General features: G+C 63.4%; 29 protein-coding genes and 4 tRNA genes. 17 read left to right on the top strand and 16 right to left on the bottom strand.

The annotated features are described in order from the left end of the window. The first annotated feature begins 37 nt into the window (after positions 1-37). Complete coding sequence (locus AB3X99_RS01895; RefSeq protein WP_368603982.1) at positions 38-1,054, top strand: class 1 fructose-bisphosphatase; 1,017 nt, start codon at positions 38-40, stop codon at positions 1,052-1,054. 66 nt (positions 1,055-1,120) lie between these two features. Beyond that, positions 1,121-1,196 (top strand) — tRNA-Thr (locus AB3X99_RS01890). A gap of 127 nt (positions 1,197-1,323) precedes the next feature. Here the strand turns inward: AB3X99_RS01890 and AB3X99_RS01885 are convergent. Then, complete coding sequence (locus AB3X99_RS01885) at positions 1,324-2,277, bottom strand: LysR family transcriptional regulator (protein WP_368615993.1); 954 nt, start codon at positions 2,275-2,277, stop codon at positions 1,324-1,326. Positions 2,278-2,394: 117 nt separating this feature from the next. Between AB3X99_RS01885 and AB3X99_RS01880 the strand changes: the two genes are divergently transcribed. The 3 genes from AB3X99_RS01880 (at position 2,395) to AB3X99_RS01870 (ending at position 5,067) form a co-directional block, all read left to right on the top strand. After that, the gene (locus AB3X99_RS01880; RefSeq protein ID WP_368615992.1) at positions 2,395-3,513 is read left to right on the top strand and encodes an aldo/keto reductase; all 1,119 of its coding nucleotides are present in this window, start codon (positions 2,395-2,397) and stop codon (positions 3,511-3,513) included. 563 nt (positions 3,514-4,076) lie between these two features. Next, a complete protein-coding gene (locus tag AB3X99_RS01875; RefSeq protein ID WP_176732842.1) occupies positions 4,077-4,226 on the top strand; it encodes a hypothetical protein in 150 nt (49 codons plus the stop codon). A 250-nt stretch (positions 4,227-4,476) separates the two neighbouring features. Further along, the gene (locus AB3X99_RS01870) at positions 4,477-5,067 is read left to right on the top strand and encodes a chorismate mutase (protein WP_342948551.1); all 591 of its coding nucleotides are present in this window, start codon (positions 4,477-4,479) and stop codon (positions 5,065-5,067) included. A 6-nt stretch (positions 5,068-5,073) separates the two neighbouring features. Here the strand turns inward: AB3X99_RS01870 and AB3X99_RS01865 are convergent, their stop codons facing one another. Both AB3X99_RS01865 and AB3X99_RS01860 read right to left on the bottom strand, forming a co-directional pair. Next, complete coding sequence (locus AB3X99_RS01865) at positions 5,074-6,240, bottom strand: exonuclease domain-containing protein (RefSeq protein WP_368615990.1); 1,167 nt, start codon at positions 6,238-6,240, stop codon at positions 5,074-5,076. A 276-nt stretch (positions 6,241-6,516) separates the two neighbouring features. After that, positions 6,517-6,720: a cold-shock protein gene (locus tag AB3X99_RS01860; protein ID WP_028205165.1), complete on the bottom strand. Its 204-nt coding sequence runs from the start codon at positions 6,718-6,720 to the stop codon at positions 6,517-6,519. Positions 6,721-7,131: 411 nt separating this feature from the next. On the opposite strand from AB3X99_RS01860, the gene AB3X99_RS01855 reads away from it, so the two are divergent. Continuing rightward, complete coding sequence (locus AB3X99_RS01855; RefSeq protein WP_083245145.1) at positions 7,132-7,332, top strand: hypothetical protein; 201 nt, start codon at positions 7,132-7,134, stop codon at positions 7,330-7,332. 548 nt (positions 7,333-7,880) lie between these two features. After that, positions 7,881-9,032 carry a porin gene (locus AB3X99_RS01850; RefSeq protein ID WP_069262673.1) on the top strand — a complete coding sequence of 384 codons (1,152 nt, stop codon included), beginning with the start codon at positions 7,881-7,883 and terminating at the stop codon, positions 9,030-9,032. Between the two features lie 89 nt (positions 9,033-9,121). Here AB3X99_RS01850 and greB read toward each other — a convergent pair whose 3' ends face one another. Further along, positions 9,122-9,685 carry a transcription elongation factor GreB gene (gene greB, locus AB3X99_RS01845; RefSeq protein WP_368615989.1) on the bottom strand — a complete coding sequence of 188 codons (564 nt, stop codon included), beginning with the start codon at positions 9,683-9,685 and terminating at the stop codon, positions 9,122-9,124. 127 nt (positions 9,686-9,812) lie between these two features. Here greB and AB3X99_RS01840 point away from each other — a divergent pair. Beyond that, positions 9,813-9,889, top strand: a tRNA-Arg gene (locus tag AB3X99_RS01840). An 81-nt stretch (positions 9,890-9,970) separates the two neighbouring features. Continuing rightward, positions 9,971-10,047 (top strand) — tRNA-Arg (locus AB3X99_RS01835). 87 nt (positions 10,048-10,134) lie between these two features. Here the strand turns inward: AB3X99_RS01835 and AB3X99_RS01830 are convergent. From AB3X99_RS01830 to AB3X99_RS01810, 5 genes are all read right to left on the bottom strand, one after another. Beyond that, positions 10,135-10,614 (bottom strand): phage protein NinX family protein, encoded by a 480-nt coding sequence (locus AB3X99_RS01830; RefSeq protein ID WP_368615988.1) that lies wholly within the window; start codon positions 10,612-10,614, stop codon positions 10,135-10,137. A gap of 48 nt (positions 10,615-10,662) precedes the next feature. Further along, positions 10,663-13,029 (bottom strand): bifunctional (p)ppGpp synthetase/guanosine-3',5'-bis(diphosphate) 3'-pyrophosphohydrolase, encoded by a 2,367-nt coding sequence (locus AB3X99_RS01825; RefSeq protein ID WP_342948547.1) that lies wholly within the window; start codon positions 13,027-13,029, stop codon positions 10,663-10,665. A 90-nt stretch (positions 13,030-13,119) separates the two neighbouring features. Beyond that, complete coding sequence (rpoZ, locus tag AB3X99_RS01820; RefSeq protein ID WP_006400783.1) at positions 13,120-13,323, bottom strand: DNA-directed RNA polymerase subunit omega; 204 nt, start codon at positions 13,321-13,323, stop codon at positions 13,120-13,122. Positions 13,324-13,363: 40 nt separating this feature from the next. Then, complete coding sequence (gmk, locus tag AB3X99_RS01815) at positions 13,364-14,077, bottom strand: guanylate kinase (protein ID WP_069262947.1); 714 nt, start codon at positions 14,075-14,077, stop codon at positions 13,364-13,366. Between the two features lie 14 nt (positions 14,078-14,091). Further along, a complete protein-coding gene (locus AB3X99_RS01810; protein WP_368615987.1) occupies positions 14,092-15,030 on the bottom strand; it encodes a YicC family protein in 939 nt (312 codons plus the stop codon). A gap of 292 nt (positions 15,031-15,322) precedes the next feature. Between AB3X99_RS01810 and rph the strand changes: the two genes are divergently transcribed. The 8 genes from rph (at position 15,323) to AB3X99_RS01770 (ending at position 21,257) form a co-directional block, all read left to right on the top strand. Continuing rightward, on the top strand, positions 15,323-16,063 hold the full coding sequence (gene rph / locus AB3X99_RS01805; RefSeq protein ID WP_342948546.1) for a ribonuclease PH: 741 nt from the start codon (positions 15,323-15,325) through the stop codon (positions 16,061-16,063). After that, on the top strand, positions 16,056-16,703 hold the full coding sequence (gene rdgB, locus AB3X99_RS01800) for an RdgB/HAM1 family non-canonical purine NTP pyrophosphatase (protein WP_368615986.1): 648 nt from the start codon (positions 16,056-16,058) through the stop codon (positions 16,701-16,703). The genes rph and rdgB overlap by 8 nt, the downstream gene beginning before the upstream one ends. A gap of 44 nt (positions 16,704-16,747) precedes the next feature. Then, positions 16,748-17,917 carry a radical SAM family heme chaperone HemW gene (hemW, locus tag AB3X99_RS01795; protein ID WP_141710614.1) on the top strand — a complete coding sequence of 390 codons (1,170 nt, stop codon included), beginning with the start codon at positions 16,748-16,750 and terminating at the stop codon, positions 17,915-17,917. Between the two features lie 65 nt (positions 17,918-17,982). Further along, positions 17,983-18,072, top strand: a tRNA-Ser gene (locus AB3X99_RS01790). A gap of 303 nt (positions 18,073-18,375) precedes the next feature. Further along, complete coding sequence (locus tag AB3X99_RS01785) at positions 18,376-18,588, top strand: hypothetical protein (RefSeq protein WP_028205175.1); 213 nt, start codon at positions 18,376-18,378, stop codon at positions 18,586-18,588. 204 nt (positions 18,589-18,792) lie between these two features. Next, the gene (locus AB3X99_RS01780; protein ID WP_256094568.1) at positions 18,793-19,227 is read left to right on the top strand and encodes a TonB family protein; all 435 of its coding nucleotides are present in this window, start codon (positions 18,793-18,795) and stop codon (positions 19,225-19,227) included. Positions 19,228-19,618: 391 nt separating this feature from the next. Further along, entirely contained in the window at positions 19,619-20,935 is a 1,317-nt protein-coding gene (locus tag AB3X99_RS01775) for an MFS transporter (RefSeq protein WP_069262692.1), read from the top strand. Positions 20,936-21,077: 142 nt separating this feature from the next. Beyond that, a complete protein-coding gene (locus tag AB3X99_RS01770) occupies positions 21,078-21,257 on the top strand; it encodes a hypothetical protein (protein WP_069262693.1) in 180 nt (59 codons plus the stop codon). Between the two features lie 48 nt (positions 21,258-21,305). On the opposite strand, the gene AB3X99_RS01765 is transcribed toward AB3X99_RS01770, so the two are convergent. The 7 genes from AB3X99_RS01765 to AB3X99_RS01735 all read right to left on the bottom strand — a co-directional run bounded on the left by AB3X99_RS01765 (position 21,306) and on the right by AB3X99_RS01735 (position 26,358). Continuing rightward, a complete protein-coding gene (locus tag AB3X99_RS01765; protein ID WP_256094537.1) occupies positions 21,306-21,431 on the bottom strand; it encodes a hypothetical protein in 126 nt (41 codons plus the stop codon). A 262-nt stretch (positions 21,432-21,693) separates the two neighbouring features. Then, positions 21,694-22,701 (bottom strand): lipopolysaccharide heptosyltransferase I, encoded by a 1,008-nt coding sequence (gene waaC / locus AB3X99_RS01760; protein WP_368615985.1) that lies wholly within the window; start codon positions 22,699-22,701, stop codon positions 21,694-21,696. A gap of 379 nt (positions 22,702-23,080) precedes the next feature. Next, the gene (locus AB3X99_RS01755) at positions 23,081-23,398 is read right to left on the bottom strand and encodes a YXWGXW repeat-containing protein (RefSeq protein ID WP_368615984.1); all 318 of its coding nucleotides are present in this window, start codon (positions 23,396-23,398) and stop codon (positions 23,081-23,083) included. Between the two features lie 231 nt (positions 23,399-23,629). Next, the gene (gene minE / locus AB3X99_RS01750) at positions 23,630-23,884 is read right to left on the bottom strand and encodes a cell division topological specificity factor MinE (RefSeq protein WP_027795398.1); all 255 of its coding nucleotides are present in this window, start codon (positions 23,882-23,884) and stop codon (positions 23,630-23,632) included. 14 nt (positions 23,885-23,898) lie between these two features. Beyond that, on the bottom strand, positions 23,899-24,714 hold the full coding sequence (gene minD / locus AB3X99_RS01745; protein ID WP_042260914.1) for a septum site-determining protein MinD: 816 nt from the start codon (positions 24,712-24,714) through the stop codon (positions 23,899-23,901). 92 nt (positions 24,715-24,806) lie between these two features. Then, positions 24,807-25,685: a septum site-determining protein MinC gene (gene minC / locus AB3X99_RS01740; protein WP_368615983.1), complete on the bottom strand. Its 879-nt coding sequence runs from the start codon at positions 25,683-25,685 to the stop codon at positions 24,807-24,809. A gap of 136 nt (positions 25,686-25,821) precedes the next feature. Continuing rightward, positions 25,822-26,358, bottom strand: coding sequence for a GNAT family N-acetyltransferase (locus tag AB3X99_RS01735; protein ID WP_069262697.1), 537 nt, complete (start codon positions 26,356-26,358; stop codon positions 25,822-25,824). Positions 26,359-26,426 lie beyond the last annotated feature (68 nt).

The raw sequence follows: 26,426 nt of genomic DNA, 5'->3' as shown, positions 1-26,426 counted from the left end.
GAATTGCGACATCCCTAAGCGTATCCGGAGTACTGCAATGGCTTTGCAACGTCGCACCACCCTCACCAAGTACCTGATCGAGCAGCAGCGCCAGCACAGCAACCTGCCCGCCGACCTGCGTCTTCTGATCGAAGTCGTCGCGCGCGCGTGCAAGGCGATCAGCTTCAACGTCAGCAAGGGCGCGCTCGGTGACGCCCTCGGCACGGCCGGCAGCGAGAACGTCCAGGGCGAAGTGCAGAAGAACCTCGACATCCTCTCGAACGAAATCCTGCTCGACGCCAACGAATGGGGCGGCAACCTCGCCGCGATGGCCTCGGAGGAAATGGAAACGTTCTTCCCGATTCCGGCCAACTATCCGAAGGGCGAATACCTGCTCGTGTTCGATCCGCTCGACGGCTCGTCGAACATCGACGTGAACGTGTCGATCGGCACGATCTTCTCGGTGCTGCGCTGCCCGGACGGCCAGCAGGCAACCGAGGAATCGTTCCTGCAGCCCGGCACGAAGCAGGTCGCCGCAGGCTACGCCGTGTACGGCCCGCAAACGGTGCTCGTACTCACGACCGGCCACGGCGTGAACTGCTTCACGCTCGACCGTGAACTGGGCTCGTGGGTGCTCACGCAGAGCAACATGCGCATTCCGGAAGAGACGCGCGAATACGCGATCAATGCGTCGAACGCACGCCACTGGTATGAGCCGGTGCAGAAGTACATCGGCGAGCTGAACGCCGGCAAGGACGGCGCGCGCGGCGAGAACTTCAACATGCGCTGGATTGCCTCGATGGTCGCGGACGTGCACCGCATTCTGAACCGCGGCGGCATCTTCATGTACCCGGCCGACAAGCGCGATCCGTCCAAGCCCGGCAAGCTGCGCCTGATGTACGAAGCGAACCCGATGTCGTTCATCGTCGAACAGGCAGGCGGCATGGCGACCAACGGCGAAGAGCGCATTCTCGACATCCAGCCGAAGAGCCTGCATGAGCGCGTTGCCGTGTTCCTCGGCTCGAAGAGCGAGGTCGAGCGCGTCACGCGCTACCACCACGAAGCGAAAAAATGAAAAAAGAGGAGGGAAGGGCTTGCATAGTTCGCGGAGACTTCCTATAATCTTTCTTCTCTGATGCGCGCCGGAATAGCTCAGACGGTAGAGCAGCGCATTCGTAATGCGAAGGTCGGGGGTTCGATTCCTCTTTCCGGCACCAGGATTCAAAGCAAAAAGCCCAGTCTTCGACTGGGCTTTTTGCTTTGTGGCGTCGGCGTGCGCGCAGCGGCCTCGCCCGCCTCTGCCATCCCATCCTCCCATCGCCCCCCAAGTCGCGCTACCTGAGCTTAAGCGCCCTCACGCTTCTCGCGCAGAAAGTCGATGAACGCACGCAGCTTGGGCGGCAACTGCGCACGTCCGACCGTATACAAATAGAACCCCGGAAACGATGCGCCCCACGGCTCGAGCACCGGCACGAGCCGGCCTTCCTCCAGCGGCGCGCGCACGTAATCCTCGATCACGTGCAGAAGACCCACGCCCTGCTCCGAGGCGCGCACCATGGTACGCAGATCGTTCGTCACGAAGCGGCCCTCGGTGACCACTTCGAACACGCGCCCAAGGTCGCCCGGCTGCGCGAACTCCCATCGGTAGACCCCGCCCGTCGTGAAGCGATAGTGCAGGCAATCATGCGCGGCCAGGTCGTCGGGGGTGACCGGCCGGCCGTGGCGTTCGAAGTATGCGGGCGAGCCCACCACGACGATGCGAATCGGCCCGCCGATCGGCACCGCCACCATGCCCGGCGCAACCGATTCGCCCAGGCGAATGCCTGCATCGAACCCGTCGCCGACCAGATCGGCAAAACCATCGTCGAGCGCGAGTTCGAGCTTGATCTGCGGATAACGCGTCATGAATTCCGCGAGGTGCGGCATGACGAGCAGCTCGCTCGCCACGCGCGGCAGGTTGATGCGCAGCGTGCCGGCCGGCGCGTCGCGCGAGGCGTCGAGCGCCTCGAACGCCGCCTCGATCTGTGAGAGCGCGGGCTGGACGCGCGCGAGAAACTGCGCGCCGGCCTCGGTCAGCGCGACCCGGCGCGTCGTGCGATTGAAGAGCCTCACGCCGAGTTGCGCTTCGAGCGCACGCACGGTTTGCGATAGCGCCGACGTCGAGAAGCCCGCGGCGGACGCCGCACGCGTGAAGCTGCCGTGGCGCGCGACAGCAGCCACCGCCAGCAGTGCAGGCAGGCGTCCCGCCAGTCCCGAGGTGACGGGCGGCGCTAACGCCGGAGTGGAAACCGGGCTCATCTCGTCTCCATTGTGAAGCCTGACTTCACAGTGCTTTCAGGTGAACCCGATTTTTCCACAAAAAGGAATAGCGCAAGATGAGTTCGCGTTCGCCAATCACTCTTTGAGGAAACCGCCATGAAACTCGACAGCTATACCCTGCTCGGCCGCTCGGGCCTACGCGTCAGCCCCATCGCCCTCGGCACGATGACGTTCGGCACCGAATGGGGCTGGGGCGCCGACGAAGCCGCCGCACAGCGACTCTTCGACCTCTATGTCGACGCAGGCGGCAATTTCATCGATACCGCCGATCTCTATACAGAAGGCACGAGCGAAACCTGGGTCGGGCGCTTCGCGGCGGCACGCGGTCTGCGTGAGCGACTCGTCATCGCCACCAAGTATTCATACAACGCGCAAGCGGGCAATCCGAACGCCGGCGGCAACCATCGCAAGAACCTGCTGCGTGCGCTCGACGGCTCGCTCAAACGCCTCGGCACCGACTACATCGATCTCTATTACCTGCATACGTGGGACCGTATGACGCCCGTCGACGAAGTGATGCGCGCCATGGACGACGCCGTGCGCGCCGGCAAGATCCGCTACGTGGGCCTCTCCGACGTGCCCGCCTGGTACGCGGGCCGCGCGCAGACGCTGGCCGACTGGCGCGGCTTCGAGCCGGTAGCCGCCATGCAGCTCGAATACTCCCTGATCGAGCGCAACGCGGAACACGAATTCGCCGATCTCGCGACGCAACTCGGCATGGGGCTCGTGCCCTGGAGTCCGCTCGGCATGGGCGTGCTGTCGGGAAAATATCGGCCGTCGCAGGCAAGCGAAGGCGTGAGCGGTGCGGGCCGCTTGCACACGATGGGCGCCAAGCCGCCGCCCGGCTTCGACAAGCTCTCGGCGCGCAACTTCGCGATCGTCGCCGAGCTCGAGCGGGTCGCGCACGAGGCCAACCGGCCCATGGCGCAGGTCGCGTTGAACTGGCTGTATCAGAAGCGCGGCGTGGCGAGCATCATCGTGGGCGCGACCAGGTCGGAGCAACTCGAAGAGTCGCTTGGCGCGCTCGACTTCACGCTCGCGCCCGAACTGGTCGCGCGTCTCGATGCGGCCTCCGAGCCCGCACACCCGTTCCCGTACTACATGTTCGCGGACGTCCACCAGTCACGTATTCACGGTCAGGTGGACGTGCGCGCGACGCCCGCAAACCATGCTCACGTGCAGCGCGTGCCGGCGCCGCCGGAGGCCCAAACGTAACGAATTATCGGAGTGCATCAATAGGGCGCGCCCCAATGCGCGGCCATTTACGCACGTTCGGTCATTAATCGCGCCCAAATGACGCGCAACAAAGTATTAATCGCCTAATTGGATAGAAACGGTCGCTTACATAGTTTTAATTCTTATTAACGTTTCGACGTCAACGGCTAAGCATAATCGACCGTTGTACATAGACGGTATGTGCAAGCCAAGCCCCGAGGGACCGGCCCGCCCTTGCGGCGTCGCGCAATACGAACGCGGCAAGGCGGCAGGACCCGCGCCGTGCTCAGACCCAGGGGAAGTGCGCTCGTGGCGTTGTGCGAGTGCAGCAGATGCTGCGCGGGAGTGTTGGGAGAAACGTGGGACGTGCGGTGGGACGTGCGCGATTCACGCAGCATGCGACAGTATGAAGGACATCTCAACAATTATATTCCCGCGCCGTTAATCATTTGTATCGCTGTGCGAAGAAGCAACACGCGTGCGAGAAAAGCACTGTTACCGTAAGCGGGACTAGCGCAGCAGAAGTAGCGAGCCGGATAATCGGCTTACATAGGAGAAAGATCATGGACGCCAAACCGCCAAGGGTTCCGACCCCGGACCAAGTCTTCAGCCCGGATCCGGAACCGGTGGCCGTTGAGTTTCTCGGCGATGAATTGCCCGCTCACGTGCGCGCATTTCTCGACGAGCAACGCAAGGCACACGAACAGAAGTGACGGGGAAACGCACACGTACGCGCTCGCGAGCACGCGGTAGACGTTCGTGTGCCTAAAGACACGCGTAGCTCGGGGACGCGCGTGTCGTGCTGCGCGCAGTTTTGCGCAATAGCAGCTTGCACCCGGCGCGCTCGATCGCGGGCGCGCCTCGATGCGACCATCTCGAAGGTTCGACCTCAGCGCCGTTAGACCAAGCGCGCCATAACCGGCTATGCTTCGGTTTTTATTGCCGGCGTCTCTCTTCCACTCGATGACATTGCTGACCCGTGCGAGCGCGCGTTGCGCTGCAGCGCTGCTCTTCGCCCTGCCGATCGCATCCGTCCACGCCGACGGTGACGACACCGCCCTGACCAACCTCGTCGCGCTCGTTTCCCAGCGGCTGGCGCTCGCCGAACCGGTCGCGCACTGGAAATGGCAGCATCACAAGCCGATCACCGATACGCCCCGCGAAGACGCCCTGCTCGCCGACGTGCAGAAGCGCGCCACGGCAGCCGGCGTCGATCCCGCGTTTGCGCGTGCATTCTTCCGCGATCAGATCGATGCCAGCACGCAAATGCAGAAGTCGCTATTCGACACGTGGCGTGCCTCCCAGGCGCCCAGCGACCCGGCACCCGATCTCGCTACGGCGACACGGCCGCAACTCGACAGACTCACCGGACAATTGATCGGCGCGCTCGCACGCGTGCAGCCGCTGCGCAGCGCACCGGATTGCCCGGCGCGCGTCGCAAGGACGGTGGCGAACTGGAAGGAGCTCACACGATACGACTCCGCGCGCACGAATGCGATGAATCAGGCGCTGGAACACGTGTGCGAAGCGGGCGGCGTGGGCGGAACCGCCTAAGCGCTGCTATGCCGCGCTCGTGAGGCCGTCGGCCTCGGAGGGCTGCAGCACCTGCACGCGAAGGCCGCGTTCGAAGTGCGTCTGCAGGATGCGCCAGGTCGAGAGCTCGAATACCCGCTCGGCGCTGTGGTCCACCAGCGCCTCAGCCTCGGTAGTGGTGGGAAAGGCGCCCATATAGCACCAGCGATCGATCAGGTGATAAACGTCGGCGCCATTCGTCGAGTCCTGCTCGAGCACGACCACTGCGCCGCCGAATGGCCAGGGCGCCGCCCCAAGGTCGGCAGGGTCGCGCTTCGACACACGCGGCATGCGATTGAACGAGGGCTTGAGCGTGGCGATCCATTGCGCCTCGACAAGGAGCGCGCCAAGCTCGCCGCCTGTCGCTCGCCACTCCACGCGACGGACCTGCTGCGCCATCCGTTGTTCGCGCGACGAGCGCCGCTCACCCGAAAGATGCGCACGCACACGCTGGCGCACCCGCACGCTGCGCCCCACATAGAGCGGGACGTCGTTCTCGCCATAGAACGCATACACGCCGTGGCCTGCCGGCGCCGTGTCGATGAGTTCGTCGGTAATGTCGCCGGCGAGTACGTGGCGGCGCGTCGTACGCTCGATCTGCGACGCCAGCGCTTCCCCGGGCACTAGCGCGGGTAGCCGCTGCCAGAATTGCCAGAGGAGATCGGCGTCGGCGAGCGCGCGATGTCGATCGGACGGCACGAGCGCGTGGCGTTCGACCAGCGCGTCGAGCCCGTGGCGCTTCTCACCCGGAAAAAGCGCCCGCGAAAGGCGCACGGTGCACAGCACATCGGGATTGAAGGAATAACCGGCACGCTCGAACTCTGCGCGCAGAAAGCCGCGATCGAAGGCCGCGTTGTGCGCCACAAAGAGCTTGCCGGCGAGTCGCTCGTGGAGTTCCGCGGCAATCTCGTCGAAGCGCGGCGCGCCGCGCACCATCTGGTCCGTAATACCGGTGAGCTGCTGGATAAAGGGCGGGATAGGCTGACCGGGATCGACGAGGGTGCTCCATCGTGTCACCTGTCCTTGGGCCACCTCTACAACGCCAACTTCGGTAATGCGGTGCTCGCCTGGCGAACCGCCGGTCGTCTCGAGGTCCACGAAGACGATGGGAAGATCGCCGGCGGGCTGTGCGGCGCTCGAGGAGGATTCAAACATGGGAAAACGACAGGGGAAATGGAAAACGGCCCAAGTATGCACCGTTTGGACGCCATGCGCCGACGGTTCCGGCAGTGCAACTACGACTTTTGCCTTTTAGTGAAAACCCGAATCAGAAGAATCCCGGATTCCAGGGTTTTCCCGATTAATTCCGCGACTAAAAGCATGACAAGTAGATTTGACTAAATATCAATATGTCAAAATAAAAAACCCCGGGGTTTGCCCGGGGCCTGGTGTCGCATGAGCGTACGCGTAGCGAGCGCTCGCACGCTGTACTTACAGCGGCTGAATGTTCGCGGCCTGCTTGCCCTTCGGACCGACCTTGACGTCGAACGACACACGCTGGTTCTCCTTCAACGACTTGAAGCCGTCGGCGCGGATTTCCGAGAAGTGCGCGAACAGATCGTCGCCGCCCGCGTCAGACGTGATGAAGCCAAAGCCCTTCGCATCATTGAACCATTTGACGATACCGGTTTCCATGTTTCAGTTTCCCTCGAGATTTTAATGACGCGGGTAATAACCCTCACGCCGTATCCAGCCAATTCCCGCCGTCCCGCTTCGCGAATTCCAGGTTTTGAAATGCAGCAGAACGAAAATCAGCCTTGCCGTTATACGGGGAACGACAATCGCCAGTCAAGCGAATTTTTTATAACAGCATTCCCGATTCAGCGATAAAAGCGGTACGCATCAAAAAGCGGCAAGAAAACTGTATGCCATCCGAATGAATATATAAAAGTACGTCGTTTTTACCCGATTATCTCGCTCACGTCATTTCTACCGGGAAGTTTTCCCGAAGTGTAACAATTCGTGTCAAACGTAAGTGTTTCTCCCGGTTGTTCGAGTAATACATTCAATTCATGATTCATATTGTTAGCGGCATCGGAGGTCATCATGCTGACAGCTCTGCAGCGATGGATTCACTGGCTCGTACAAACGGACGGGATTGCGCCAACGGCTGAAGAAGCCGAAACCTACGGCGCATGGCATGGGGACCACTGGCACAACCTGCTGTGTTCCCCTATGGACGCCAGGCACTACGTAATGGAAGACTGGAGCCTGCAGCCGGAACCGCCGCATGCGGGCACCCGATAAGGTACGCGTAGCGCGCGTGGCTGAAGACAGGCAAAAAAAAGCGCGGCTGAAAAGGCCGCGCCGACAAAGGTTTGGAGATCTTTTTCGTCAACGAAAAAGTCTGCTTCGGAAAGCAGCGATTGAAGTATAGCCGGAGCCAGGTCTCACGATTAAGTATACGGCGCGCAATCATCTGTTACGCTGCGCGCAATAATCAGTTGAAATCGTTTTAGGCCGTTTTCCGCAACCGATTGTTGTAGCGATCGCACAACGCTCGATCGGTTGACAGTTTCATCCCTCTCCCGAGAAATCCGCTCAAAGCCTTTACCAGCAGGGCTTAAGACGAGCGAGATAATCATTTCCGATATCGCAATACTTTATTGCGGAATTCGGAATACCCCCTCTTCGAGCACCCTCTCTACACTCTGCCTGTCTGGAAACCGTCTCGGACTGATTGTCTCGGACTGATTAATTCGTACCACGCGAACTTTGCCTCTCGCTGCGCTTCGCATGGTCGGTTTCCCAAACAGGGTTCAACGAAACCCACCTCTGTTCTCGGAGTTACAAAGATGAAAAAGACTCTCATGGTCGCCGCCCTGACGGGCGTTTTTGCAACGGCTGCACACGCGCAAAGCAGCGTTACGCTGTACGGCCTGATCGACGCAGGCATCACCTACGCAAACAACTCCGGCGGCCACAGCCTCTGGAAGGCATCGAGCGGCACCGTCAACGGCAGCCGTTGGGGCCTGCGTGGCGCTGAAGACCTCGGTGGCGGTCTGAAGGCCATCTTCACGTTGGAAAACGGCTTCAACATCCAGAACGGTACGCTTGGCCAGTCGAGCCGCATGTTCGGCCGCCAGGCGTTCGTCGGTCTGGCAAGCGACCAGTTCGGCGCGGTCACCCTCGGTCGCCAGTACGACTCCGTGGTCGACTACCTTGCACCGCTGTCGAACACCGGCACGCAATACGGTGGCACGATCGCTGCCCACCCGTATGACAACGACAATCTGAACAACTCGGTCCGTTTCAACAACACGATCAAGTACTCGAGCGTCAACTACGCTGGCTTCAAGTTCGGCGGCACGTACTCGTTCTCGAACAGCACCGAATTCGCGAACAACCGTGCGTACAGCTTCGGCGCGACGTATAACTACGCCGGCCTGAACGTTGCAGCTGCTTACCTGCACGCAAACAACAACATCAACAACCAGCAGTTCAACTCGTCTTCGTTCTCGGGCGCGCAAGCGGGCGACTACACGTTCGGCGCAGGCCGCCAAAGCACGTTCGGCGGCGGCGTGAACTACACGTTCGGCCCGGCAACGGCTGGCTTCGTCTACACGCAAACCCAACTGGGCAACGCGATCAACATTTCGCCGGCGCAGTCGGGTACGAGCAAGGGCATCTCGCTGGGCGGTAACAGCGCACGCTTCCAGAACTTTGAAGGCAACATCCGTTACGCTCTGACCCCGGCCCTGAGCCTGGCTGGCGCGTACACGTACACCCGTGCGAACTTCGGCGGCGGCGTGAACCCGAACTACAACACGGTCGCACTGCAGTCGGACTACGCACTGTCGAAGCGCACCGACGTCTACCTGCAAGGCGACTGGCAGCACGTGTCGTCGAACCAGGACGGTATCGGCGCGTACCTGAACGGTCTGGGTTCGGCTTCGACCCGTCAAGACCAGGTTGCTGTGACGGTCGGTATGCGTCACCGCTTCTAAGCAGCACGCTGCTGGCCGTCTCGGCCAGCACTGCAGCGGAAAAAGGCACCCGCGGGTGCCTTTTCTTATTTCTGCGGCAACCGATACGCTCAGCCTCGCGGCGGCGGATAGCGCACGTCCAGGACGTCGATCGGCTCCGGCCCCGCCGGCGTGTGCAGCGTGACCTGATCGCCGATCTTCGCCTTCAGAAGCGCCCGCGCGATGGGTGACACCCAGCTCACGTGGCCGAGGTCGAGATCGACCTCGTCGATGCCGACGATCGTGATCGAATGCGCCTCGCCGTCCCCGGTGCCGTACTCGACGGTCGCGCCGAAGAACACCTGGTCCACACTCTCCTGCCGGCTGCTGTCCACGACTTCGGCCAGATCCAGTCGTTTCGTGAGGAAGCGGATGCGGCGGTCGATTTCGCGCAGCCGGCGCTTGCCGTAGATATAGTCGCCGTTTTCGGAACGGTCGCCGTTCGAGGCCGCCCACGAAACGAGCTTGACCACTTCGGGCCGCTCCTCGTCGATCAGGTGCAGCAGTTCGCTGCGCATGCGCTCATAGCCGGCGGGCGTGATGTAGTTCTTCGTGCCGGCGGGAATCTCCGGGAGACCGGCTTCGAGATCGTCGTCGTCGTTGTCGGTCGATTCTTTGACAAATGCCTTGTTCATGATGGGATCACTGCGGTACGTGTACTGATTCAGTCATGACTACCAGCGTACACGAACCTCGCCGCAACACAAATCACGACAGGGCCTTCCCTTTTTTTAAAGCCCTGCTATAATCTCTTTTCTGCGTGCGGCTGTAGCTCAGTTGGATAGAGTACTTGGCTACGAACCAAGGGGTCGTGGGTTCGAATCCTGCCAGCCGCGCCACTTATTCGAAACGTTTCTCGTCTGTTCGATCCGGGAAGGGTTTCAAGCAGTATACTGTACTAAGTAGTATCGTTTTAGCGTGCGGCTGTAGCTCAGTTGGATAGAGTACTTGGCTACGAACCAAGGGGTCGTGGGTTCGAATCCTGCCAGCCGCGCCACCAAATAAAGGGCCTTTCCGAATGGAAAGGCCCTTTGTCTTTTCAGCTGCTGAATTGGCTGCGCAGGGTTCGCGCGAGAAGCGGAGCCTAACGCGGTGGCGCGCCGATATCGCCAATCTGGGCGTCGGGACGCGGCAGGTCCTCCACGTCGCCAATCGCACTGGGCTCCGCCACCGGCTCCATGCCCATCCCTAGCAATGCCTGGGGCTGACGCAGCATCTCCCCTACCGTCTCACCAAAGCGGCTCGCGACAAACGCCCGCAGCAGCGCCTCGCGCGTGGTTTCTCCGTAGGCTTGCACTGCACGCGATTCACCCTCGAACTCGGCCGCACAAGAAGCTGGCTCGCCTTCGCGCAGTTCCACGCGCCTCGCGCGGTCGAGCACCACGCCGGCCGCCTCCCACGAATCGGTGGGCATGAAGCGGCCATCCCACGGGCGCCCGCGGTCGTTGCCGCGCACGGCGACGGTCTCGCCGCTGTCGGTGAAATAGATTTCACGCACGAAGTCCGGCAGGCTGCGTGCCACCCAGTAATCGAGTGCGAGGCCGGTCAGTTCAGCTACGTTCATTGCGAGTCCCTCGTTTCGGTTCGAAGGAAGATGGCGCACGCGCCCCGATCAATAATCCGCGCGCTCGCGCTCGATGCGCATGCCGCCGTCGTGGCGATGGTGCCCGTCGTCGCTCGAGCGCTCGCGCGCGATGCGCATCACGTCCGGATTCGTGCGCACGCGGCGCATGACGTTCGCGAGGTGCACGCGATCGCTCACCTGGATCACGAAGCGCAACATGTTCGATTCCTGCGCCAGATCGTCGTCCATCGCGATGTGCACGATATTGGCGTCTGCCGACGTAATGTCGGCCGCCACGCGCGCGAACACGCCCTTGGTATTCTTGACCAGCACCTTGACGGCGACGTCGAACAGACGCCCCGGTTGCGGCGCCCACGCCACGTCGATCCAGCGGCCCGGGTCGCGCCGGTGGATGCGCTGTGCCACGCGGCAGTCGGTCGTATGGATCGCCATGCCGAGGCCGATGCCTATGTAGCCCATGATGTCGTCGCCGGGAATCGGGCGGCAGCAAGCCGAAAGCTGCACCGACATGCCCTCGGTGCCCGTAATGACGACAGGCGGCGCCGGCGGCGCATTCGGGTCGCGCGGCGGATGGTGATGCTCGGCGTCGTCGGCGTCCTGGCCGCTCATCAGCACTTCGATGCGCTTGGCCATAACCGCCGCCACGCGCCGGCCAAGACCGATGTCGGCGAAAATTTCCTGGCGGTTCTTGTTGCCGGTCCACAGGACCAGCTTCTCCCACACTTCCGGCGTGACCTCCGAAAGCTGGTAGCCATAGCCCTTGAGCGCCTGATCGACGAGCCGCTCGCCCAGCTGCACCGACTCCGTGAGACGCATCGTCTTCAGGTAGTGCCGGATCGCCGAACGCGCCTTGCCGGTCCGCACGAAGCCGAGCCACGCCGGATTCGGCTTGGAGTACGGCGCCGTGATCACCTCGACGATGTCGCCGCTCTTCAGTTCCGTACGCAGCGGCAGCAACTCGTTGTTGATCTTCACGGCCACGCACTGGTTGCCGAGGTCGCTGTGGATCGAATAAGCGAAGTCGAGCGCTGTGGCGCCGCGCGGCAGCGCCATGATCCTGGACTTCGGCGTGAAGACATAGACGGCGTCCGGGAACAGGTCGATCTTGACGTGTTCGAGGAATTCGCTCGAGTCGCCCACCTCGCTCTGGATGTCGAGCAGCGACTTGAGCCACTGGTGCGCGCGCTTTTGCACGTCGTTGAGATCGGCGCCGCCGTTCTTGTAGAGCCAGTGCGCCGCCACGCCGGCTTCGGCGATCTCGTGCATCTTGCGCGTACGCACCTGGAACTCGATCGGCGCGCCGAACGGGCCCACGAGCGTGGTGTGCAGGGACTGATAGCCGTTCACCTTGGGAATGGCGATGTAGTCCTTGAACTTGCCCGGAACCGGTTTGTAGAGCGCATGGAGCGCGCCGATGCAGGTGTAGCACTCGAGCGCCGATTCGACCACGACGCGAAAACCGTACACGTCGAGCACCTGCGAGAACGACAACTGCTTGTCGCGCATCTTCTTGTAAATGCTGAAGATGGTCTTCTCGCGGCCGGTGACTTCGGCGTCGAGCTTAGCGTCGGCAATTGCGCGCTGCACCGCTTCCAGAATCTTGCTGACCACTTCGCGGCGATTGCCGCGCGCGGCCTTCACCGCCTTTTCGAGCGTGGCGTAGCGATTCGGATTGAAGTTCGCGAAGCTCAGGTCCTGCAGTTCGCGATAGGTGTTGTTCAGGCCTAGACGGTGCGCGATGGGCGCGTAGATGTCGATGGTCTCGCGCGCCACGCGGCGGCGCTTTTCGGGCGGCACCGCACCGAGGGTGCGCATGTTGTGCAGCCGGTCGGCGAGCTTCACCAGAATCACGCGCACGTCGCGCGCCATCGCGAGGAGCATCTTGCGGAAGTTCTCCGCCTGCGCTTCCTCGCGGTTGCGAAACTCCATCTTGTCGAGTTTCGACAGGCCATCGACCAGTTCCGCGACCTTCGCGCCGAAGCGCTCGGCGAGTTCCGCCTTGGTCACGCCCTGGTCTTCCATCACGTCGTGCAGGAGCGCGGCCATGATGGACTGCGCGTCGAGCTTCCAGCCGGCGCAGATTTCCGCGACGGCGACGGGATGGGTGATATAGGGTTCGCCGCTCTGGCGATATTGCCCGAGGTGGGCCTCATCGCTGAAGTGGAACGCCGCCTTGACCTCCTTGATTTCCTCGGGAGTGAGGTAACCGGAGAGCGCGGCGGTCAGATTGGCGATGGAGACGACCCCGTGCTTGCGGGGCTGCTCCGGCGTCGCGGTCGGACCGAACAGATGTCGAAACGACTGTTCGAGGACCGCGTCGATGTAATTGCGCGCAGGGCTCGCAGTCTCGGCTTCCTGGTCCACGTCGGTGGCCGGCGAGGGCGTGATGCTCATGTTCCCCTCCGTATCAGGTTTGGCGTTGACGGTTAAGCGGCTGCGGCGGTACGAACTACATGGCGATCGACAATGCCTCGGAACGCGCCCTTAGACGGGCACCTTCTTCAGCATTTCGAGGCCGACCTGGCCAGCCGCGATCTCGCGCAGCGCGACAACGGTTGGCTTGTCGCGGCTTTCGATCTTGGGCGTGTGACCTTGTGCGAGCTGGCGGGCGCGATACGTCGCGGCGAGCGCCAGTTCGAAGCGGTTCGGAATCTGTTTCAGACAATCTTCGACGGTGATGCGGGCCATGTCGGGTTCCTTCTCATTCTCAGCAGGTTCTTATTCTACCTTATGTGCCCGACGCGCCGGGCTGCGGGTGGTGGATACCGAGCTGCACGAAGAGCTCGGTATGCCGCGCGTATTGCGAAGCGAAGCGCAGGCGCGTAGCACTCACGATATTGCGCAGCTCCTGCAACGCGCGATCGAAGTTCTCGTTGATCACGACATACTCCGATTCGCTCGCGTGCGCGATCTCGCTGCCCGCTGCGAGCAGGCGCCGCGTGATGACGTTCGGCTCGTCTTCGCCGCGCTTTTTCAGGCGGTCGGCGAGCGCTTCGAGCGAGGGCGGCAGGATGAAGATTTCCACCGCATTGCGGAACTGCTTCTTCACTTGCTGCGCGCCTTGCCAGTCGATTTCGAGCAGGACGTCATGGCCGATTTTCATCTGGTCTTCGATCCACACGCGCGACGTGGCGTAGTAGTTGCCATGCACTTCCGCGCTCTCGAGAAACTCGCCCGCGGCGTGGCGCGTGAGGAAGTCGTCGACGGTCGTGAAGTGATAGTGCTCGCCGTCGCGCTCCTTCGAACGCGGCGCGCGCGTCGTGTACGAAACCGACAGGCGGATCGCGCTGTCTTCAGCGAGCAGCGCGTTCACGAGCGTCGACTTGCCCGCCCCCGAAGGCGCCACCACCATGAAGAGGTTGCCGGGGTACATGCCCGCATACGGATTGCGCTTTTTGTCGTGCTTCGCGTCCGTTTTGGGGGCGCTGCTTTGGTCGGTCATGTTCGTTGCTTCCTTCATTCGAGATTCTGAACCTGCTCGCGCATCTGCTCGATGAGCAGCTTGAGCGTCATCGAGGCGTCCGCGAGTTCCTTCGCCGCCGCCTTCGAGCCGAGCGTGTTCGCTTCGCGGTTGAGCTCCTGCATCATGAAGTCGAGACGCTTGCCGACCCGGCCGCCCTTCTCGATCACGTGACGCGTTTCGTTCAGGTGCGCCGTGAGGCGCGAGAGCTCTTCGGCGATGTCGATGCGAATGCCATACATCGTCACTTCCTGGCGAATGCGCTCGGCGATTTCTTCGCGCGAGATGTTACCGATGCTGCCGCCGTTGCCGTTGCTGTCCGGCGCGGCGATGCCGAGCGCTTCCTGCAGGCGCTCGACGATCTTCTGCTGGTGCTTCGCGATCAGCTCCGGCACGAGCGGCGTGATGCGTGCGACGATCGCCTCCATTTCGGTCACGTTCGCGAGCAGCATGTTGGCGAGCTGCGCGCCTTCGCGCGCGCGCACTTCGATCAGGTCGGCGATGGCCTGCTTGCCACAGCCGAGCACGGCGTCGCGCAGCACTTCGGGCGCCACGCCGCTTTCCGCCAGCACGCCGGGCCAACGCAGGATCTCGCCCGTGCGCAGACGACCCGACTCGGGAAACGCTTCGAGCACCGCACGCTCGAGCCCGGCGAGTTGATCGAGCGCATCGCGGTTGAGCGCGCCCGCATTGGCGCCCTGCTCGCTCTTCTGGATGTTGATGCGGATGTCGACCTTGCCGCGCGAGAGCTTCGTCATCAGCATTTCGCGCAGCGTGGGCTCGCACACGCGCACGTCTTCGGGCATGCGGAAATTCAGATCGAGAAAGCGCGAATTCACCGTGCGAAATTCGACGGAGACACTCGCGCCGCCCGTGCCCGAAGCCGCAGCAAGCTCGCGCGTGGCGCTGGCATAGCCGGTCATGCTGTAAATCATGGTTCGTCTCGCGAAGAAAGCCGTGGCGTCGTGCGCTGGGCGCGCGGGTCACGGCGAGGAAATCGAGGCGCCCGGCGTGTTGTCGCGAATGGACGAAAAGCGCGGGGCGGAGAAATCGCATTATCCCATTTTTGAGGGCGCGCCTTCGCAAGCGCGGGCTGCGCGGTCCGCCTGGCCGGGGCGACCCCGTTTTCGCGCTCCCGCCGCCTTCCGGGCGTGCCCGTCGCGAGGCGCGCGGAGGCGGTAAAATCACGCTTTCCCCTTCCCTCTCGTGCCCTCGCGCACCTTCACGATGACCCAATCCATCCAGCGCCCCTCCGGCCGCGCCGCCGACCAGCTTCGCGAAGTCCGCATCACCCGCAACTACACGAAGTACGCCGAAGGATCGGTCCTCGTCGAGTTCGGCGACACCAAGGTGCTGTGCACCGCGAGCGTGTCCGAAAGCGTGCCGCCGTTCCTGCGCGACAAGGGCCAGGGCTGGCTCACCGCCGAATACGGCATGCTGCCGCGCGCCACGCACACGCGCAGCGACCGCGAAGCCGCGCGCGGCAAGCAAACGGGCCGCACACAGGAAATCCAGCGCCTGATTGGCCGCGCGATGCGCGCCGTGTTCGACCTCGAAGCGCTGGGTGCGCGCACCATCAACATCGATTGCGACGTGCTGCAGGCCGATGGCGGCACGCGCACGGCGAGCATCACGGGCGCGTTCGTGGCGGCCCACGACGCCGTCTCGAAGCTGCTGGCCACGGGCCGCATCGAACGCTCGCCGATCTCCGACTACGTCGCCGCAATTTCGGTGGGCGTATACGACGGCGTGGCCGTGCTCGACCTCGACTACGACGAAGACTCGCAGTGTGACACCGACATGAACATCGTCATGACGGGCTCGGGCGGCATGGTCGAAGTCCAGGGCACAGCGGAAGGTGCGCCGTTCTCGCGAGAAGAACTGAATGCACTGCTCGATCTGGCGCAAAGCGGCATCCGCTCGCTGATCGAGAAGCAAAAGGCGGCGCTGGAGATTTCGCATGGCTGATCTGCAGCCGGATTCAGCGGCTAAAACCGCGGCAGACGCGCTCTCGCGCGTCGTGCTCGCTTCGAACAACGCAGGCAAGCTGCGCGAGTTCGCGGCGCTGCTCGGCGCGGCCGGCATCGAGCTCGTGCCGCAAGGCACACTCAACGTGCCCGAGGCCGAGGAACCGCACCCCACCTTCGTGGAAAACGCGCTCGCCAAGGCACGCCACGCGGCGAAGCTCACGGGGCTGCCCGCGCTCGCCGACGACTCGGGCCTGTGCGTGCGCGCACTGCACGGCGCGCCGGGTGTGTATTCGGCGCGTTACGCGCAGCTTGCGGGGGGCGAGAAGAGCGACGCGGCGAACAACGCGCTGCTCGTCGCGAACCTGAGAGATCGCGCGGATCGCCGCGGTTACTACTATTGCGTGCTCGCGCTCGTGCGCCATGCCGACGACCCCGAGCCGCTCATCGCCGAAGGCCGCTGGCACGGCGTAATACTCGACGTGCCGCGCGGCGACAACGGCTTCGGCTACGACCCTTACTTCTACATTCCGGAACTCGAGGCCACGGCCGCCGAGCTCGATCCGGCGCTCAAGAACGCGTCGAGCCATCGCGCCATCGCGCTGCGCCAACTGCTCGCGCGCCTCCAGGAGGAAGCGTGAGCCAGCAGCATCGAATCGGCATCGAAGTGGTCCAGTCGTTCACGATGCCTGGCAGCATTCGCCTCACGTCGCTGCCACCGCTCGCGCTCTACGTGCATTTTCCGTGGTGCGTGCGCAAGTGCCCGTATTGCGATTTCAACTCGCATGAATGGAAGGGCGAACGCTTCCCCGAAGACGATTACCTCGACGCGCTGCGCGCCGATCTCGAACAGGCGCTGCCGCTCGTTTGGGGGCGCCAGGTGCATACGGTGTTCATCGGCGGGGGCACGCCCAGCCTGCTTTCCGCGGCGGGTCTCGATCGACTGCTTTCGGACGTGCGCGCCCTGCTGCCGCTCGACGCTGACGCCGAGATCACGCTCGAAGCGAATCCAGGCACCTTCGAAGCCGCGAAGTTCGCGCAGTTTCGCGCGAGCGGCGTGAACCGGCTTTCGGTGGGCATCCAGAGCTTCAACGAGGCGCATCTGAAGGCGCTCGGACGCATTCACGACGCGGCGCAGGCGCGCCATGCGGTCGAGGTCGCGGCGAATACTTTCGACAACTTCAACCTCGACCTGATGTTCGCTCTGCCGCAGCAGACGCTCGCGGAATGCCAGGCCGACATCGATACGGCGCTCTCGTTCAAGCCGCCGCATCTGTCGCTGTATCACCTGACGCTCGAGCCGAACACGCTGTTCGCCAAGTTTCCGCCCGCCCTGCCCGACGACGACCAGTCCGCCGACATGCAGGACTGGATTCACGAGCGCACGTCGGGCGCGGGATACGGACGCTATGAGGTTTCGGCTTACGCACAGCCGGATCGCCAATGCCGGCATAACCTTAACTACTGGCGCTTCGGCGACTATCTCGGGATCGGCGCCGGCGCGCATACGAAGCTCTCGTTTCCGAACCGTATCGTGCGCCAGGCGCGCTACAAGCATCCGGCGACCTTTATCGAACAGGCGCGCGCGGGCACGCCGGTCCAGGAAGAGCACGAAGTGAGCGCGCGCGATTTGCCGTTCGAGTTCATGCTCAACGCGCTGCGGCTCGTGGAAGGGTTTCCGGTACATCGTTTCATCGAGCGCACAGGCCTGCCGATCACAACGATCGAACCGGCGCTGCAGGAAGCGGAGCGGCGCGGGCTCATCACGCGCGATTACGAGAAGATCGCGCCGACCGAGTTGGGGCAGCGCTTCCTCAACGACTTGCAGGCGCTGTTCCTGAAAGACCCGCACTGAGGTCGACGCCGGTCGCCTGTGCGACTGCCGTCGCGCGTGCGTTTCGGGTTACAATGCGCGGCTTCGGAGGTGTGGCAGAGTGGTTGAATGCACCGGTCTTGAAAACCGGCGAAGGGGTAACCCTTCCGTGAGTTCGAATCTCACCGCCTCCGCCAATTCGTGAAACCTGGCGCGACTGAACGCCAGCGTGTCGTCAAGATGCCGGCCCTCAGGCCGAAACGCCATCGATCAACGAGATGCCTGCCCTGCGCTACGCGAAAATGCGTGGTCAGCATTGCACCCTCAGTAATCAGGACTGCGAGTTATTTTGCGCTGATCATCTCGCGCCGAGCGTATGACACGGCAATCAACAATTAAAGGGTCAAACCCAAAAATCGCCCCAGAAAATCGCGCTCAATTCACTAGGTGAAAACCCTAACCATGAGGTAAAATGCTACCCATTGATGGGAAAGATCGCCATGCCGCACCAATACCAACTGCTCGAGAAATTCGCGTTTTCGCTCGTCGTCCTGTTCGCCGTGATGTGCTCCAGCTACATCGCGTGGGAAAGCTCGCCCAATCTGCGTGACAACTTCCAGGTCGGCAAGGAGCTGTTCCTGAAGAGCGGCGAATACTCGTACGCCTGCGCAACCACCGCGGCCGATCCCTGCGCGCAGTTCCCGGTCGAATAAGCACCTCGAATACCCTCGCCGTTTCGCCAGTCCCGTGACTACGCGGGACAGTTCTGATTGCTTCCCGCTGCGTATCGTCTAAGCTCGATTCAGGTTCCGCTTCCGAGCTTGTTCGACATGCTCATCCGCGTCCAGTGGTCTTGCGGTTCGTCCGCACACAGCGCCTCCCTCGCACGGCGCCTCGGTCTGGTTTTGCTGCTCGCGATGCTCGGGTGCCTCGGCGCCTGCACGATCACGCCGCCGCCCAGGCCGCTTCTCGTCATTCCCCCCGCGGCGATCAATAGCGCCACACTCGACGACTACCGCACCACGGTGGCGAAACACATCGTCGAGCACAACCCGTCCTACGTTCTGCACGGCGCGCCCCAGGCCATGCTGCGCTCGCTCGTGGTCGTGTCGTTCACGGTCAATCGCAATGGCCAGATCGTGAAGTCGTCGGTTTACCGGACCAACGGCGACGACGAAGCCGAAGCCACTGCCCTCGCAACGTTGCGCCGCGCCGCGCCTCTGCCGCCGCCGCCGGGCGGCCTGCTCAATTCCGCGGGCCAGCTCGAGATGTTCGAGGACTGGCTCTTCAACGACAACGGCAAGTTCCAGTTGCGCACGCTCGCCTCGCCGCAGGCGCAGAACTACCAGTGACCAACGCGCTTCGCGCGATACCTGACGCGCGCGAGCCTGCTTACGCCCGCCTTGCTGCACGGCGCGCACGGTCGTTATAATTTTTCGCTATCCCCAGCCGGCGCCCGCCGGCCATACCTCTTGCCATGCGCCATCCGCGCGGCCGCGTGAGGCTTCGACCGCGCTTTCGCCTTCTTGCGCCTATCGGCGCGCGCTTTGGCCGGTCGGGAATCAACGCGCACGGCCCGCGCTGTGCGTTGCATACTGGCGAAGCGTCGCCGCCTGACGGACGCTGCCGGAGCGTCGAGCATCAGGCACGCGCCCCGCTACGCTTCGAGCCTGTACAAAGACGCCCGCGCAAAGCCACGCAAGACTCAGGCGCAAGCGCGTCACAACGACTGGAGACCCTTGAATGTCCACCTCACCCATTTCGCCCGCGCGCGCCGATCAGGCAAACGCAGCGAAGCAGCAAAGCACCGCGCGCGTGATCTTTGCGAGCTTTATCGGCACCGCGATCGAGTTCTACGACTTCTATGTGTACGCAACGGCCGCCGCGCTCGTGATCGGCCCCGTGTTCTTCCCGCACGGTTCGGCTACGGCGCAGGCGCTCTCGGCGTTCGTCACCTTCGGCATTGCGTTCGTCGCGCGGCCGATCGGCTCGTTCATCTTCGGCCACTTCGGCGACCGTATCGGCCGTAAATCGACGCTGGTGGCGTCGCTGCTCGTCATGGGCCTCTCCACCACGCTGATCGGCTTCCTGCCCGGCTATGACGCGATTGGCAGCCTCGCGCCGATCCTGCTGTGCATCCTGCGCTTCGGCCAGGGCATTGGCCTCGGCGGCGAATGGGGCGGCGCCGCGCTCCTCGCGACGGAATACGCGCCGCAAGGCAAGCGCGGCTGGTTCGGCATGTTCCCGCAGCTCGGGCCGTCGGTGGGCTTTCTCGCCTCGAACGGCCTTTTCTTCGGCCTCGCTTCGACGCTCTCCGACCAGCAGTTCCGCGACTGGGGCTGGCGCGTGCCGTTCATCGTCTCGGCGGTGCTCGTCGCGCTCGGTCTGTACGTGCGCATGAAGATCGCCGAAACGCCCGCCTTCAAGGCCGCTGTCGAGCGCGAGGAACGTGTCAAGGTGCCGGTCGCGACGCTGCTCTCGCAGTACTGGTGGCCGACGCTGCTCGGCGCGCTCGCCATGGTCGTGTGCTACACGCTCTTCTACAACGCCACGGTGTTCTCGCTCTCGCACGGCGTGACGGCGCTCCACATTCCGCGCCCGACCTTCCTCGGCATGCTGTGCATCGCGGTGGTGTTCATGGGTATCGCGACGCCGATCTCGGCCTGGCTTTCCGACCGCTTCGGCCGCAAGCCCGTGCTGATCGTCGGCTGCATTCTGGCGATTCTCTCGGGCTTCACGATGGAGCCGCTGCTCGGCAGCGGTGCCACGCCGCTCGTGCTGCTCTTCCTCGTGATCCAGCTGTTCCTGATGGGCGCCACGTTCGCGCCGATGGGCGCGCTGTTGCCGGAGCTGTTCCCGACCAGCGTGCGCTACACGGGCGCGGGCGTGGCGTACAACCTGGGCGGCATTCTTGGCGCATCGGTTGCGCCGTATATCGCGCAGGTGCTGGCCGCGCGCGGCGGACTCTCGTGGGTCGGCGCGTATGTGTCGATCGCCGCCTGCGTGAGCCTGTTCGGTGTCCTGTGCATGCGCGAGACGCGCCATACGTCGCTCTCGTAACGCAACGCCGCAACAATGAAAAAGCGGAGGCCGCCAGGCGGTCTCCGCTTTTTTTATGCCTTTTTTGATCGCTTTGGGTACGCGCGAGGCGTGTCTATACTCGAATCAGCTAGCGGGGAGCGATCTCCCGGGGGAGCCGACGATGAACCTGCATCTGAGCAACGCCGACATTGTCCTGATCATCGCCCTCGCCCTGGGCATCTCGCTCCTGCTGGCGTTTCGCCTGCGCACCGCGAGCTGGCGTGCGGTCCTGCTCGAAGCGCTGGCCGCGAACGCCGCGGCAATTGCCGCGGTTATCGCGATTGAAATGCTGCTTGCCTGAAGGCTGCTGTGCCGCTGGTACCGTTGGTGCGGCACCGTCCGGCGGCGATCAGCGATAGTAATAGCCGTGATGGTAGCCGCCGCCGTAGTAGCCGCCGGCCGGCACCACGACGCAGCCGCCCAGCGAAGCCGCGAGCAATGCGCCGGCGATGAGGGTAAGCGTCAATCGTTTCACAGTGGTCTCTCCCTTCAAGTCAGTGTCTGTGTCCGGCCATGCGATGTCGGGCTGGACGGTTACGATTGAACACGACGGCGAAGGCGTGAGGCGTTGCAATTTGTAAGCAGCGGTATGGCCCGTGTAACAGCATCGGAGCGCAAAGCCTTTTGCACGCGCTGTCAGGCGCGCCCCTGCAATACAGGCACGACACTTTTAACAAGCTCGTAATGGGAAACGGCGGGGGAATGCCCGCCGCAACGCGCGTGGCGACCCGCCAAAATCAAGCGGCGTGAACGCGCGATGACGGCACGGACACGCCGCCGTCGCGCACCGGGTAGATGCGATCGACGGCATCGATCGCCACCTGCACGGGCGGCACGTGACGGCCATCGCCGATCGAGATCGAGCGATTGGGCGCACGCACGCCGCTGTGTTCGGCGTCGGTCGAAACGAAGACCATCACCGTCGGCTTGATGAGCGCGTGCGAGAGATGCACGAACCCCGTGTCGGTGCCGACCACGAGCGCGCAATCCTCGATGCGCTGTGCGACCTGAGAAACCGTGAGGCGCGGCAGCACCGTCGCGCCCGGGATGAGCGCCGCGATCTCGCGCGCCGTGGCGTGCTCGGTATCGGATCCCCACGGCAACTCGATACGCAGGCCACGCGCGATCAACGCATTGCCCAGTTCCCCCCAATGCGCGACCGGCCACTTCTTCTCGTCTTTCGAAGTCGCGTGAAAGAGCAGCGCCGTGGGCGCGTCGGGCGCGGGCAGCGCGGTGCCGTCGCGCGGAACGCGCATCTGGAATTCGGGCGGCGTGTCGACCGTATAGCCGAGCGCCTCGCCGGCGCTGATGCGCATGCCGTGCCATGCATCGCACTTCGGACGCGGCCCGAAACGGCCGTTGTACGCGAAGGCTGCGCCACGCTCGCCGAGGTCCTGCGTGAGATAGCCAAAGCGGCGCCGCCCGCGCGCGAGAAACGCGATGATCGCGCTCTTGTACACGCCGTGAATGTCGACGATGGCGTCGTAGCGGTAGGCGCGCAACTCCGAAATCGACGCCCAGATCGACTTGAAGTCGCTCCAGCGGCGCGCCTTCTTGAAACGGCGCAGCGGCGCGCAGAGCACGCGGTCGATGCCGGCATTCCAGCGCACGATATCGGCAAAGGCCTCATCGGCGGCCCAATCGACCTTCACGCCGGGGAAGGCGCGCTGCACGTCGGCCACGACCGGAAGCGCCTCGACGATATCGCCGAGCGAAGTCACTTTGACAATCAAAACTCGTTTCATTGTGCTGCGGGCCTCAGGGCCCGATATTCCAGTCTTCAGGGGATTGGCGGAGATTTTAGCGGACGAACCTTGCGCCAACCTGCGAATGGGCGATTCGGCACGAGCGAAATCTGTCCCTTTCTTACAGGTTCCCTGTGCGGCGTCGACAAAGTACGCCGCAAAACGCACCGGGCCCGACACGCCAATGCGTGTCGGGCCCGGTCGGGACGATCCGTCGAGGAGCGATAGAAACGGTCGACGGCTAGTAGACGACGACCGGTGCGGGTCTCACGTACATGGGCCGCGCCGGCACGACGATGCAGCCCGCCAGCATAAGCGCGAGCACGGCCGCCGCGAGCAATTTTTTACTCATGATAGGGCTCCCCTCAGGCTTGAAGGATCAGACGGCCCAGTGGCCTTCGACCCAGCGCCAGTTCGGGCCGTGCGCGATCCAGTGGCCCGGCACCCAGTGGTAGCCGACACGCTCGGCCTGCCAGTGGCCCCTCACCCACACGTACTGGCCGTGGTCCCAGCGCCAGTGGCCCTTGTCCCACACGTAGCCCACGCGCGGCGCCGGCGCGACTTCCACACGTTCGGCAGGCGGCGGCGCGCTCGGCTCGACCACGACGATTTCGGCAAGCGCCGGAGCCGCGACCGCGCAGGTGCCAGCGGCAACGATTGCGACCTTGGCGATGAAGAGGCGAATAGAGTTGTTCATGTTGGCCACCCTTGATTGTTTGACGCCTTGATTGGCGTTACCCGATCAATGCGCGAGCACGGCGTTGCGCTGACAGCGGCGGTGTTACGGCGCGGGGTGATGTGAAACGGAATATTTCGGTAAGACAGGCGACCGGGCCAAAGCACGGCGCAGGAGAAGGGAAGGCGCGAAGGAACAGCGGGGCGATACGACGAACGACGCGCGCAGCGCAGTGGCTGCGCGCGTTGAAACTCAAGCCTGCGGAATCTCGATCTTGACCTCGAGCACTTCGAGATCGTCCTGACGTTCGAGGCTCACGCGAATGTCTTCATCGGAGATCTTCACGTACTTCGAGATCACCGCGACCAGTTCGCGTTGCAGGGCCGGCAGATAGTCGGCGGGCGGATGGCCGCCTGCGCGCTCGTGAGCAATGATGAGCTGCAGGCGTTCCTTCGCTACCGAGGCGGACTTCTTCTTCTCGCCGAGAAAAAACGAAAGAAACGACATGACGTTCGCCTCCCTTACTTGCTACCGAAGAGGCGCTGCAAGAGGCCCGGCTTCTGGTAATCGGTGAAGCGAAGCGACTTGTCCTCGCCGAGAAAGCGCGACACGACGTCCTTGTACGACTCGGCGACGTCGGTGCCGTCCAGATGCACTGCCGGCAGACCCTGGTTCGATGCGTGCAGCACCGCTTCCGATTCGGGAATCACGCCGATCAGTTCAATGCGCAGGATTTCCTGAATGTCGTTCAGCGAGAGCATTTCGCCTTCGCTCACGCGCTTCGGGTTGTAGCGGGTGATGAGCAGGTGCTCCTTGATCGGGTCCTTGCCTTCGATCGCACGCTTCGTCTTCGACGACAGCATGCCGAGGATACGGTCCGAGTCGCGCACGGAAGAGACTTCCGGGTTCGTCACGATGAGCGCTTCGTCGGCGAAGTGCATCGCGAGCAGCGCGCCCGACTCGATGCCCGCGGGCGAATCGCACACGATGTACTCGAAGTCCATCTTGCGCAGGTCCTCGATCACCTTCTCCACGCCTTCTTTCGTGAGCGCGTCTTTATCGCGCGTTTGCGAGGCCGGGAGAATGAAGAGGTTTTCGCACTTCTTGTCCTTGATGAGCGCCTGATTGAGGTTCGCCTCACCCTGGATCACGTTGATCAGGTCGTACACGACGCGGCGCTCGCAACCCATGATGAGGTCGAGATTGCGCAGGCCCACGTCGAAGTCGATGACCGCGGTCTTGTGGCCGCGCAACGCGAGGCCCGATGCGAAACTCGCGCTCGTGGTCGTCTTGCCGACACCACCTTTGCCCGAAGTCACCACAATGATTTTTGCCATTCCCTTACCTTGCGTTCGTCAGTTTCTCAGTTTGGTCTCATCGCGTGCCGCTCATGCCCCTGATCGCCTGCGCACGACGCTCGAGCTGCGACTCAGGTGAGCCTCAACGGTTCGATCAACAGCTTTTCTTCCTCGAGCCGGATTTGCGCCGGCTTGCCCCGCACGTCGTCGGCGAGTGGAACTTCAGTCGTACGGTAGATGCCCGCAATCGAAATCAGTTCCGCCTCGAGGCTCGTGCAGAAAATGCGTGCGTCGTGGTTGCCGTGCACACCCGCGAGCGCGCGGCCGCGCAGCGGCGCGTAAATGTGGATGTTGCCCTCGGCGATCACTTCCGCGCCATTGGATACGAGGCCGAGCACGACCACGTCGCCCTTCGCGTAGATGCGCTGGCCCGAGCGCAGCGGCCGGTCGATCACGAGCGTGGGTTCCGCACGCGTGCCCGACGCGCCGGCGTCGAGGGCCGCCGCGGCACTCACCGTTGCCGCTGCGCTCGCTTCGGCGGCGGCCGGGTCCGTTTCGGCCGTAAAGAGTTCGGGCTGTGCAGCGGTGGCGTGCGGCGCGGCCGAACCGGTGGCGGATGCGCTCGCCGATGCATTCGCTGCCTCGCCTTCGCTTGCGCCTTCTTCGGCGGCCGGCTTCGCGCCCGCGCCGCGGCGGTCGCGGGCCTCGAGGAACGGCAGGCCTGCCGCAGCGGCCCAGCTGTGTTGTTCAGGTTGCGCAACCACGCCTACCGGACGCATGCGCACGCTTTCGAGCAGGCGCGCGATGTCGCCGAGCGCGACCTGCTCGCCGTCGGCGAGACGCCGCACGTCGATCGCGACAGTGTCGTTCGCGAAGAATTCGGGCGTCGCCTCGAAGCGCCGCGTGAGCTCGGCGCGCGTGGCGTCGAGCTCGGTCGTCTTGACCACGAACAGAAGCGTATCGACTGAACCGCTCTTCAGTTCAAAATATGGCGATTTCTTGGGCGACATGGCGTTCGGCTAAAAATTTTGCGTATTTTACAGGCGCGGACGCACACGGCCATTATTTTTAATGGTGTTTCGGTGTGACGTGCGGAGGGCAGCGGAACGCGCGCGACGCCGCACGCAGCGGCGCGAACGCCGGGCGTTACGGCGAGGAAGCGGACTTCGTATGCTCGCCGAGCGTGCGCATGAGCAGCGTTTCCCACTGCTCGGGCTGCTGCTGGCTGCGCGCGTGGTCGCCGGTGGCGACAAAGCCGAGGCGCTCGTAGAAGCGCATGGCCGTGGCGTTCGTGTCGGTGATCCAGGCGTAGACCTGCGTGGCGCCTTCGCTCACGAGCCAGTCGATGGCGCTGTTCAGCAGCAGTTCGCCGCCGCTCAGATGACGCACCGCAGGCGCGACCCACAGCGCCGAGACGAACGCGCGGCGCGCCGGCGCGCTTTCGAAGCTCGCGCCGATCAGACCGGCCGGATGGCCCTCGGTATAGAGAATGAACGACGTGCCCGTGTGCGAGACCGCATGCCGGGCCGCCGCGGCGTCGAAAACGGCGACATCGGCGGATAGCGCGTCTTCGAGCGTGTCGCCGAATGCATAAGGCGCGTCGCGCAGCGAAGCTGTTCGAAGCTCGCGGAGCACGGCACCCTGATCGGCGGCGATACGGCGAACGGTCAGTGACGGACTCATGCAGTCGTAAACCCCAATAAAGCGCTAACGCGTAGCTTTAACCGAACTGGCTTGAGAGTCAAATCCTT

The organism is Paraburkholderia sp. BR10882 (assembly GCF_040948855.1).
In the GTDB taxonomy this organism is placed as follows: domain Bacteria; phylum Pseudomonadota; class Gammaproteobacteria; order Burkholderiales; family Burkholderiaceae; genus Paraburkholderia; species Paraburkholderia nodosa_A.
The sequence above is the reverse complement of the archived record's forward strand: the minus strand, read 5'-3'. Positions and strand labels throughout refer to the sequence as shown.

What these genes read in the sequence shown, in the direction of transcription:
- AB3X99_RS01895 (WP_368603982.1), top strand. Translation starts at nt 38, where the DNA reads ATGGCTTTGCAACGTCGCACCACCCTCACCAAGTACCTGATCGAGCAG.
- AB3X99_RS01885 (WP_368615993.1), bottom strand. Translation starts at nt 2,277, where the DNA reads ATGAGCCCGGTTTCCACTCCGGCGTTAGCGCCGCCCGTCACCTCGGGA.
- AB3X99_RS01880 (WP_368615992.1), top strand. Translation starts at nt 2,395, where the DNA reads ATGAAACTCGACAGCTATACCCTGCTCGGCCGCTCGGGCCTACGCGTC.
- AB3X99_RS01875 (WP_176732842.1), top strand. Translation starts at nt 4,077, where the DNA reads ATGGACGCCAAACCGCCAAGGGTTCCGACCCCGGACCAAGTCTTCAGC.
- AB3X99_RS01870 (WP_342948551.1), top strand. Translation starts at nt 4,477, where the DNA reads ATGACATTGCTGACCCGTGCGAGCGCGCGTTGCGCTGCAGCGCTGCTC.
- AB3X99_RS01865 (WP_368615990.1), bottom strand. Translation starts at nt 6,240, where the DNA reads ATGTTTGAATCCTCCTCGAGCGCCGCACAGCCCGCCGGCGATCTTCCC.
- AB3X99_RS01860 (WP_028205165.1), bottom strand. Translation starts at nt 6,720, where the DNA reads ATGGAAACCGGTATCGTCAAATGGTTCAATGATGCGAAGGGCTTTGGC.
- AB3X99_RS01855 (WP_083245145.1), top strand. Translation starts at nt 7,132, where the DNA reads ATGCTGACAGCTCTGCAGCGATGGATTCACTGGCTCGTACAAACGGAC.
- AB3X99_RS01850 (WP_069262673.1), top strand. Translation starts at nt 7,881, where the DNA reads ATGAAAAAGACTCTCATGGTCGCCGCCCTGACGGGCGTTTTTGCAACG.
- greB (WP_368615989.1), bottom strand. Translation starts at nt 9,685, where the DNA reads ATGAACAAGGCATTTGTCAAAGAATCGACCGACAACGACGACGACGAT.
- AB3X99_RS01830 (WP_368615988.1), bottom strand. Translation starts at nt 10,614, where the DNA reads ATGAACGTAGCTGAACTGACCGGCCTCGCACTCGATTACTGGGTGGCA.
- AB3X99_RS01825 (WP_342948547.1), bottom strand. Translation starts at nt 13,029, where the DNA reads ATGAGCATCACGCCCTCGCCGGCCACCGACGTGGACCAGGAAGCCGAG.
- rpoZ (WP_006400783.1), bottom strand. Translation starts at nt 13,323, where the DNA reads ATGGCCCGCATCACCGTCGAAGATTGTCTGAAACAGATTCCGAACCGC.
- gmk (WP_069262947.1), bottom strand. Translation starts at nt 14,077, where the DNA reads ATGACCGACCAAAGCAGCGCCCCCAAAACGGACGCGAAGCACGACAAA.
- AB3X99_RS01810 (WP_368615987.1), bottom strand. Translation starts at nt 15,030, where the DNA reads ATGATTTACAGCATGACCGGCTATGCCAGCGCCACGCGCGAGCTTGCT.
- rph (WP_342948546.1), top strand. Translation starts at nt 15,323, where the DNA reads ATGACCCAATCCATCCAGCGCCCCTCCGGCCGCGCCGCCGACCAGCTT.
- rdgB (WP_368615986.1), top strand. Translation starts at nt 16,056, where the DNA reads ATGGCTGATCTGCAGCCGGATTCAGCGGCTAAAACCGCGGCAGACGCG.
- hemW (WP_141710614.1), top strand. Translation starts at nt 16,748, where the DNA reads ATGCCTGGCAGCATTCGCCTCACGTCGCTGCCACCGCTCGCGCTCTAC.
- AB3X99_RS01785 (WP_028205175.1), top strand. Translation starts at nt 18,376, where the DNA reads ATGCCGCACCAATACCAACTGCTCGAGAAATTCGCGTTTTCGCTCGTC.
- AB3X99_RS01780 (WP_256094568.1), top strand. Translation starts at nt 18,793, where the DNA reads ATGCTCGGGTGCCTCGGCGCCTGCACGATCACGCCGCCGCCCAGGCCG.
- AB3X99_RS01775 (WP_069262692.1), top strand. Translation starts at nt 19,619, where the DNA reads ATGTCCACCTCACCCATTTCGCCCGCGCGCGCCGATCAGGCAAACGCA.
- AB3X99_RS01770 (WP_069262693.1), top strand. Translation starts at nt 21,078, where the DNA reads ATGAACCTGCATCTGAGCAACGCCGACATTGTCCTGATCATCGCCCTC.
- waaC (WP_368615985.1), bottom strand. Translation starts at nt 22,701, where the DNA reads ATGAAACGAGTTTTGATTGTCAAAGTGACTTCGCTCGGCGATATCGTC.
- AB3X99_RS01755 (WP_368615984.1), bottom strand. Translation starts at nt 23,398, where the DNA reads ATGAACAACTCTATTCGCCTCTTCATCGCCAAGGTCGCAATCGTTGCC.
- minE (WP_027795398.1), bottom strand. Translation starts at nt 23,884, where the DNA reads ATGTCGTTTCTTTCGTTTTTTCTCGGCGAGAAGAAGAAGTCCGCCTCG.
- minD (WP_042260914.1), bottom strand. Translation starts at nt 24,714, where the DNA reads ATGGCAAAAATCATTGTGGTGACTTCGGGCAAAGGTGGTGTCGGCAAG.
- minC (WP_368615983.1), bottom strand. Translation starts at nt 25,685, where the DNA reads ATGTCGCCCAAGAAATCGCCATATTTTGAACTGAAGAGCGGTTCAGTC.
- AB3X99_RS01735 (WP_069262697.1), bottom strand. Translation starts at nt 26,358, where the DNA reads ATGAGTCCGTCACTGACCGTTCGCCGTATCGCCGCCGATCAGGGTGCC.